Source organism: Plectonema radiosum NIES-515 (genome assembly GCF_025753815.1).
GTDB classification, from domain to species: Bacteria; Cyanobacteriota; Cyanobacteriia; order Cyanobacteriales; family Nostocaceae; genus Hassallia; species Hassallia radiosum_A.
Window position 1 is genome coordinate 1 of sequence record NZ_JAOWRF010000287.1, and the last position, 6,404, is coordinate 6,404.

The 6,404-nt window shown below is 42.3% G+C and carries 11 protein-coding genes; 5 read left to right on the forward strand and 6 right to left on the reverse strand.

What is annotated here, in order from left to right:
• Positions 1-109: 109 nt before the first annotated feature.
• Together OGM63_RS29915 and psaI are read left to right on the forward strand one after the other, a co-directional pair.
• Positions 110-292 carry a WD40 repeat domain-containing protein gene (locus OGM63_RS29915; protein ID WP_375340505.1) on the forward strand — a complete coding sequence of 61 codons (183 nt, stop codon included), beginning with the start codon at positions 110-112 and terminating at the stop codon, positions 290-292.
• Positions 293-526: 234 nt separating this feature from the next.
• Positions 527-637 (forward strand): photosystem I reaction center subunit VIII, encoded by a 111-nt coding sequence (psaI, locus tag OGM63_RS20145; protein WP_072022152.1) that lies wholly within the window; start codon positions 527-529, stop codon positions 635-637.
• A 245-nt stretch (positions 638-882) separates the two neighbouring features.
• On the opposite strand, the gene OGM63_RS20150 is transcribed toward psaI, so the two are convergent.
• From OGM63_RS20150 to OGM63_RS20175, 6 genes are all read right to left on the reverse strand, one after another.
• Positions 883-1,002, reverse strand: a complete 120-nt coding sequence (locus OGM63_RS20150; protein WP_263747438.1) for a photosystem II reaction center protein J — start codon at positions 1,000-1,002, stop codon at positions 883-885.
• 71 nt (positions 1,003-1,073) lie between these two features.
• On the reverse strand, positions 1,074-1,193 hold the full coding sequence (psbL, locus tag OGM63_RS20155) for a photosystem II reaction center protein PsbL (protein WP_263747439.1): 120 nt from the start codon (positions 1,191-1,193) through the stop codon (positions 1,074-1,076).
• 9 nt (positions 1,194-1,202) lie between these two features.
• Complete coding sequence (psbF, locus tag OGM63_RS20160) at positions 1,203-1,340, reverse strand: cytochrome b559 subunit beta (protein ID WP_029634191.1); 138 nt, start codon at positions 1,338-1,340, stop codon at positions 1,203-1,205.
• A 6-nt stretch (positions 1,341-1,346) separates the two neighbouring features.
• A complete protein-coding gene (psbE, locus tag OGM63_RS20165; RefSeq protein WP_263747440.1) occupies positions 1,347-1,598 on the reverse strand; it encodes a cytochrome b559 subunit alpha in 252 nt (83 codons plus the stop codon).
• 116 nt (positions 1,599-1,714) lie between these two features.
• Complete coding sequence (locus OGM63_RS20170) at positions 1,715-2,740, reverse strand: photosynthesis system II assembly factor Ycf48 (protein ID WP_263747441.1); 1,026 nt, start codon at positions 2,738-2,740, stop codon at positions 1,715-1,717.
• A 97-nt stretch (positions 2,741-2,837) separates the two neighbouring features.
• A complete protein-coding gene (locus OGM63_RS20175; protein WP_263747442.1) occupies positions 2,838-3,173 on the reverse strand; it encodes a rubredoxin in 336 nt (111 codons plus the stop codon).
• A 277-nt stretch (positions 3,174-3,450) separates the two neighbouring features.
• Between OGM63_RS20175 and ndhC the strand changes: the two genes are divergently transcribed.
• From ndhC to OGM63_RS20190, 3 genes are read left to right on the forward strand one after another with little or no spacing between them, the layout of a single operon-like run.
• Complete coding sequence (ndhC, locus tag OGM63_RS20180) at positions 3,451-3,813, forward strand: photosynthetic/respiratory NAD(P)H-quinone oxidoreductase subunit C (protein WP_263747443.1); 363 nt, start codon at positions 3,451-3,453, stop codon at positions 3,811-3,813.
• Entirely contained in the window at positions 3,804-4,538 is a 735-nt protein-coding gene (gene ndhK, locus OGM63_RS20185; RefSeq protein ID WP_263747444.1) for a photosynthetic/respiratory NAD(P)H-quinone oxidoreductase subunit K, read from the forward strand. The genes ndhC and ndhK overlap by 10 nt, the downstream gene beginning before the upstream one ends.
• Positions 4,531-5,058, forward strand: a complete 528-nt coding sequence (locus OGM63_RS20190) for an NAD(P)H-quinone oxidoreductase subunit J (protein ID WP_263747445.1) — start codon at positions 4,531-4,533, stop codon at positions 5,056-5,058. Before ndhK ends, OGM63_RS20190 begins: the two co-directional genes overlap by 8 nt.
• The last annotated feature ends 1,346 nt before the right edge of the window (positions 5,059-6,404 follow it).

Genomic DNA, 6,404 nt, shown 5'->3' on the forward strand with positions numbered 1-6,404 from the left:
GGGAAGGGCATTCCCAAACTAACGCTAGCGGAGAGGTTCTCTCTACTTCTACTGGTCGCAAGACCAGTAAAAGCAAAGAACCTCGGTGATGCTAGAATCCCCCGCATTTATGCGTGGGGAGTGTCAAGCTCTCAGACTTTGGAATGTAGAAACAGGCAACGAGACTTGTCTCATCGATCAATCCTACTATAAGGTCAGCTCGCTTGATTTTAGTGGTAATGGACAAGTTCTAGTCAGTAGTCATCGCAATGGGACGATAAAGGTGTGGCAGCAAAACAAAGTCTTGGTCTGATGATATCGAGTCTCATGGTATTGGTTACTTCAGTTAATTGGAAGCATAAGCACGTAAAAACGGCAATCCGCATGGGCTAGCAGTACGCAGTTCGTTTTTTTTGATTCTTCTGCGTAAGTTCTACCATATATAAAATCTCAATTTGTTAAAAATATGATAGATTTTCAAAAATGAGGCAGAATTTGCAGTAAGCTCCAGAATGAATTCCAGTGAGATTTAACAGGAATCTTTACTATGTCAACTTCATTTTTGCCTTCTATCTTCGTTCCACTGACAGGTTTAGTTTTTTCAGCAGTGGCAATTGCGTTATTGTTTATATACATTGAACGCGAAGATATAGCCTAATTGCATAAATCTCAATATCAAAAACCGATAATTAATTTTTCAAGGTTTTTGGCAGATTTATCAGGCTACTGAATATTAAAAAACCGCCTATCTCTAAAAGACAGGCGGTTTTTTAATGCTGATTTATCAACAATCGTGCTTAAAATTCACACTTGACCAAAAAAGTATGAAGGATGAAATACTTTTTTTATTCTTTATCCTTTATCCTTCATCCTTCAGATGACGGTATTCAGTTCCAGCCACAATTATATGGAAGAACCGATTCCGGCGTAAGCTCCGTAAAAGAAAATGCCTACAACAGTAATTACACCTAACCCTACGATTGTAGCGACAATCCACAGGGGAATTCTTCCACTTCCAGACACAGGTTTTCTCCTCCCTTAATAAAAAATTAACGCTTGTTAAATAAACAAGGATTAATACCAGTCTTCCTTTGTTAGTTAAAGAAGTAACTGGAAAATAGAATCCCCAGAACAAAAATCAGTAGTAGTCCGAGGAAAAGCGAAGTCCGGTTTAGTTCGACCGGCTGTTTATTCGGATTTGGCAATCTATCCATGAGTTCCTCCTAGCGTTGAATAAACTGCATTGAAGCGATCGCACCCAAAAAGAACACGGTAGGTACAGCTAGGGTGTGAACTGCAAGCCATCTAACCGTAAAAATGGGGTAAGTAATTGGTTGATTAACGTTATTGCCGCTGGTCATGTCAAACTATTTTCCGGTAAATTGATCAATTTGCTTTTTAGCTTCAAAGCGATCTTTCACAATTGGCGGTGCTACCTGCTCCGCTCTTGGGTAATACTCGTTCGGGCGGGGTGTGCCAAATACATCATAAGCCAGTCCGGTGCTGACAAATAACCAACCTGCAATAAATAATGCGGGGATGGTGATGCTGTGAATTACCCAGTAACGAACGCTGGTAATAATGTCCGAAAACGGACGTTCTCCAGTGGTACCTGACATGCGTGATTCCTACCTGAGTGAGATTGTTCTTGAGAATATTATCCTACAAAGTTAAGAAAGAGTTACAACTTGCAACCTACTTCTCAGAAATTGCACAATAAATACCCAAGCTATAGTTAAGACTTTGGGTCTGACTTCAAAGCTGCTGCAACGCTTGGTTGATATTTTAGTAAAATACCGCGATCGCCAATAATAAATCCCTGTTCTGGAGAAAAGAACACAATCTTATACAAATTCGCCGGAACTCCTTCGACATCACGGTCTTTTTCCCAAGTTTTGCCACCATCAGCACTCCGCAGCAAGTTACCGCTACCACCACCTAGCCAGAGTTCTTCAGGTGTGCGATATGCCATATCCAGTAAGCCCCAGCTTGTAGACACTTCTGGATATTGAGGTTCTAGCCATTCTTCAGGTTTTTCTGGATCATTAAATTGCACTTGACCGCCTCGTGCTAGCATCCATAATTGCCCATTGTCGGTAAACCCCATATTTTCAACTCGTCTAGAACTATTGCGGTTATGAGGAACCCAAGCAGTTTGTCCCGGTTCCCAAGTTGAGTAGAAGTTACCTTTGGCAGAAACCCCGACATATTTCCCATCAGGCGATCGTTTGATGTTACGCAGCACACCCACTGCTTGTTCTACCTGTGCTTTCCAGTTTTTACCGCCGTCTGTAGTCTTATATATTGCTCCCACATCCGTAGCCATCTCGGCAGAATTTTCCCCTAATGCCAAAATGCTAATTGGGCCGCCAGGTAGCTTTTCGCTTACGGCAATGCGCGACCAAGAAACACCTTCATCAGTGGTATGCAATACCAGACCAGGCTCTCCGACTATCCACCCTTCTTTACCAGAAAAACTGACTGAGTTAAACCGATACTTCGGGTCATCCAGTTGCAGTGTTAAAGGTTTCCAAGTTTCACCACCGTCTTTTGTTTCTAACAAAGTGGCGCTGCTACCGACTAAATACCCATGCTGAAAGTTATCAGTAAAGGCAATGTCTAGTAGTTTCGCCTCTGTTGGCACAGAAATGATTTCCCAAGGATTGTAACTGGTAGAGGGAACTTTGCTACAACCTATACACATGAGGACGACTACCAACAAAGCAACTATTCTTTGCCAACTTCTCACAATTGAATCCATCTGTATTTTTTAGTTTCTTCTAAATTTGTCTAGGGTTTCTTTCAAAGGTTTACTTTAAGTAATCGGTTTTTAGGTAAATAAGGTATGTAACAACCTACTACTGTAAACCGTAGAGACTTAAAAAAAACAAGAAGGCAAGAGCCAATGCGCCGAAAATCAGGATATTCTTTTGGGTCGGTGTCAGCTGGTTGACACCCAATCCATAACCGAGATTTTCCTTAAAACCGGATGCTGTACCTTGAGGACCGACGTTGGCGAAAGCGCTCTTTTTCGCAGCACAAACTGGGCAGCGCCAAGTTATGGGCAATTCTGCGAAAGGTGTTCCTGCGGTAATGTCATTGCTGTCATCTCCCTTTTCAGGTTGATAAACGTAACCGCAAGCACGACACTCGTAGCGGTCTAGCTCTTGAGTCTCAACAGCTTGTTCACTCATGGCGGCTGAGGGGGAAATATAAAATATACGTTAAAAATTATGACATAACTGTTAGACTTTTCTATCACAATCAAAAACGAATCAAATACCTCAAGCCTGTCTGTTTCGCAGCATTCAGCATTCATCAAAAGGATATAATGTATAGGGATTGGGGATTAGGTACTGGTGACTGGGTACTGGCAAGAAACAGATATATTATGAATAATCTCTTTCAGGTGTCCCTAGTCCCCAGTCCAAGCGTCCCCTTGACACCAAAAGCGGTAGGTAGATATTTATTGTGTTTGTCCTCAGCGGTTACGAATACCTTCTAGGCTTCTTATTAGTCTGTAGCCTAGTGCCTGCCCTGGCGCTTTCAGCGTCGAAGCTCCTCAGACCTAGTGGTCGCAGCCCGGAACGGCGTACCACTTATGAATCCGGCATGGAACCCATCGGTGGAGCTTGGATTCAGTTCAATATTCGCTACTACATGTTTGCGCTGGTTTTCGTCGTCTTTGATGTGGAGACTGTGTTTCTCTATCCTTGGGCGGTTGCCTTCCACCGTTTGGGGCTATTGGCATTTATTGAAGCACTGATTTTTATTGCGATTCTTGTAGTTGCCCTAGTTTATGCATGGCGTAAAGGAGCTTTGGAATGGTCTTGAATACTAATTCAACTACCGAAGATAAAGAGCGAATCATCAACCCGATTGAGCGTCCTAGAGTTACTCAAGACCTTTCAGAAAACGTAATTCTCACTACGGTTGATGATTTATACAACTGGGCGCGCCTTTCGAGTTTGTGGCCCTTGTTATTTGGTACCGCTTGCTGCTTTATTGAGTTTGCAGCTTTGATTGGTTCCCGGTTTGACTTTGACCGTTTCGGACTAATTCCCCGTTCTAGCCCCCGACAAGCTGATTTAATTATTACCGCAGGTACGATCACCATGAAGATGGCACCTCAGTTGGTGCGTCTTTATGAACAAATGCCGGAACCTAAGTATGTCATCGCTATGGGAGCTTGTACGATTACTGGTGGCATGTTTAGCGTGGATTCTCCCACAGCAGTGCGTGGAGTTGATAAGCTGATTCCCGTGGACGTGTATTTACCTGGTTGTCCACCGCGCCCAGAAGCAATTATTGACGCGATCATCAAGCTGCGAAAAAAGATAGCTAATGATTCGATGCAAGAGCGGAGTTTGATTAAGCAAACTCACCGCTACTACAGCACGACTCACAATATGAAGCAAGCCGAGCAAATTCTCACTGGCAAATATATGCAGTCAGAAACTCGCTTCACACCGCCCAAGGAATTGGCGGAAGCTATAGGTATGCCGATACCACCTGGGCTGCTAACACAGGGTCAAAAGGAGGAAGCTAGCCGTGGCTGATGAAGAATCCAAACCAGTACCAGTTGAAAAAGAGTCATTGGTACAAGCAGGTAAAGTTTCCCAATGGTTAACAGAAAATGGCTTTGACCATGAGTTTTTAGCACCCGACCATAACGGGGTAGAAATTATTAAGGTTGAGCCAGATTTCTTGTTGCCAATTTCTACTGCGCTATATGCTTACGGGTTTAATTATCTTCAGTGTCAATGTGGTATTGATACCGGACCCGGACAAGAGTTGGCCAGTATGTATCACTTGATTAAAGTCGCTGATAATAGCGATCGCCCTGAAGAAGTGCGAGTCAAGGTGTTCCTACCACGAGAAAATCCCAGAGTGCCTTCAGTCTACTGGATTTGGAAGACCGCAGACTGGCAAGAGCGTGAATCTTACGATTTATTCGGTATTATCTATGAAGGACATCCGAATCTCAAACGCTTGTTGATGCCAGAAGATTGGGTAGGTTTTCCCTTGCGTAAAGATTACATCTCACCTGATTTCTACGAGATGCAAGACGCCTACTAGAGTGAATAACACCTCACACTCTTACCCCCCTCTTTAACAATTAAAGAGGGGGGTGATTTTTTATTTCGCACTTTTCTCTGCACGATAAAGAGTAAGACTTATACCAATTCTCTTAAATTCAGCTACAGATAACGCCTCTAAAATAACGTGAATTCGACGGGGTGAATTGAGTGTGGTAGTAGGTTAGGGGTTCAATTCAAGCTCTAGCGATCGCTTCCTGTGTAATTAGTATCTCTTCCTACTTTTTACCGAATTTAAGCACTTTTAAAACATGATTTTTAAATTCTGCTAACCCGCCTCGGCTATCCCAATCTGCCTTAAACGTAGGCGTTTCCAACTCCATCAGTTTACCTCCTTGAAGTTTGACATGATAGCCAAACACAGTGTCTTGTTCTGGAAGTATATCCCAATCTTCAGCAGCTTGAAGAGAGGCTCTGGAATTTAATCCAGTTCTTAAAGACTGGGATATTACCTTTAATAGAATTTGTTTTTTGGCTTGGCATCATCAGGAGAATCAACATAAGTAGTTGAACTATGAGATGGGACACTGGATGAAGAGACGGAAAAAGACGAAGCCTTAACCTCATCTTTCTCACGAACAGATGAATAAATAGAAGATATGAAGAAGAGATAGGTGAAGATTCAGATGACAAATCAGGTTTAAATATATAAGAAACAAAAACGCCCAATGTTGGAGCAAGAATAACAACAGTAAGAGCAAGCCTTACCATTCTGGGAAAATAAAATTTTTTGTGATAATGCCCAACAAATCCCGATATATACCATTTCCAAAAAGTTTTTAGAGAGAATACAGCAATAGTTCCAGCCTTAGATGCAAAAGCGAGAGCTGTTTTCGTCTTTGATCCAGATATAAATTATCTTTAATTATATTTTTCTGGTAATTCTACTGTATATTTTTTAGACTAGTAAAACCGCATTGACGCGCGTAAGAAGGAAGAAGAAAAACTGAAGTTGTACCCACGTTTTTAAACGTGGGATTGTAACAAGGACGCGACGTTGCCTGCCTCAGAAGCTTCTGTCCGTCGAACCGTCGCGTTTTATACCGGAAGTGCAAGCCATCTTGAGTATAATTATTTATCTTTACTGAAGCTCTACACTCACAAAGTAAGTTGTTAATGATACTTGTTGCTTCTTCCAACTTCAGTCCTAACTTCTTCCTTCTTTGTAAAGCTACAGGAATATGGAAAAAACAAACAAGCCCTGTGATTAAATTCAGAGGGGCTTGTTTGTTTGATTAGAATATAAAACCTGGCATAGAGCTATTTTGGCGTAGGGCTACCCCTAGACTATCGTCGCCGCAGCAGCGTTTCACCTCTGAGTTCGGG

Bases quoted from the DNA above. Each gene is read 5' to 3' on its own strand.
- OGM63_RS29915 (WP_375340505.1), top strand. From the start codon at position 110: ATGCGTGGGGAGTGTCAAGCTCTCAGACTTTGGAATGTAGAAACAGGC.
- ndhK (WP_263747444.1), top strand. From the start codon at position 3,804: ATGGTCTTGAATACTAATTCAACTACCGAAGATAAAGAGCGAATCATC.
- psaI (WP_072022152.1), top strand. From the start codon at position 527: ATGTCAACTTCATTTTTGCCTTCTATCTTCGTTCCACTGACAGGTTTA.
- psbL (WP_263747439.1), bottom strand. From the start codon at position 1,193: ATGGATAGATTGCCAAATCCGAATAAACAGCCGGTCGAACTAAACCGG.
- psbF (WP_029634191.1), bottom strand. From the start codon at position 1,340: ATGACCAGCGGCAATAACGTTAATCAACCAATTACTTACCCCATTTTT.
- psbE (WP_263747440.1), bottom strand. From the start codon at position 1,598: ATGTCAGGTACCACTGGAGAACGTCCGTTTTCGGACATTATTACCAGC.
- OGM63_RS20170 (WP_263747441.1), bottom strand. From the start codon at position 2,740: ATGGATTCAATTGTGAGAAGTTGGCAAAGAATAGTTGCTTTGTTGGTA.
- OGM63_RS20175 (WP_263747442.1), bottom strand. From the start codon at position 3,173: ATGAGTGAACAAGCTGTTGAGACTCAAGAGCTAGACCGCTACGAGTGT.